Annotated in this window: 1 protein-coding gene; it reads right to left on the bottom strand. The window is 30.7% G+C overall.

Annotated elements, in window-relative coordinates; translation table 11 throughout:
* Positions 1–166: 166 nt before the first annotated feature.
* Positions 167–613, bottom strand: a complete 447-nt coding sequence (locus AB671_RS21670) for a DNA alkylation repair protein (RefSeq protein ID WP_410492677.1) — start codon at positions 611–613, stop codon at positions 167–169.
* Between the last annotated feature and the right edge of the window lie 132 nt (positions 614–745).

The following is a 745-nucleotide window of genomic DNA, read 5'->3' as shown; positions in this document are numbered from 1 at the left end:
TTATGAACTTCTAATGGAAAGTTCTGAAAACATGGTCAAATTATCTGCCATAAAATTATTACTCAATAAAATTTAAACAGCCTCTAATACTTTTTTAATTAGATATTTATAAAGTATGATTAAATGACTCATAAATGAATGATAAATTAAAAAAATCATCATTCTATCAATGATGATTTTTAACATAACTATAGGTAAATACAATATTGATACCATCAAGATTCCATTTAGATATTTCATTTTCAATAAGGTCAGGGTGCTTTTTTTTTATATCCCTCAATGAGTTCCCCACCGACTTCCGAAGGTATTCGCTAGTGCTTGCTTTATGAATGGAAATAAGCTTTATTGCTTTCTCAGGGTATTCTCTGAAATAACAACGGTTTGTCCAAATTCTCAATCCTTCTGTAACCGCTCTGCAAATGTTGGGATTTTCATCGGTTAACCATTCTTTGATCTGAGGTAGAGAATTTTCATATCCGTTATCCTTGCAGAATTGGTCAAATGCCTTTGCTATTATCTCTTGAACCTGCCAGCTACTATCTAGTTTAGCATGTTCTTTTAGAGTATGATGAGCGGATTTGTCTTCAGAAGATATGAAGCCTAAAATAAACACTGCATATGACCGGATTTGATAAAAATTACTTTTAACAGATTTAGAGCAATATTTTTAGAATCTATCATTGAATGTGAATCTATTATTTTTACTGCTTCCTCTTCGAAAGGTTTAAATCCATGATTAATCTTT

This window comes from Chryseobacterium sp. BGARF1 (genome assembly GCF_001677955.1).
Classification (GTDB): domain Bacteria; phylum Bacteroidota; class Bacteroidia; order Flavobacteriales; family Weeksellaceae; genus Chryseobacterium.
This window is presented reverse-complemented; position numbering and strand designations above follow the sequence as displayed.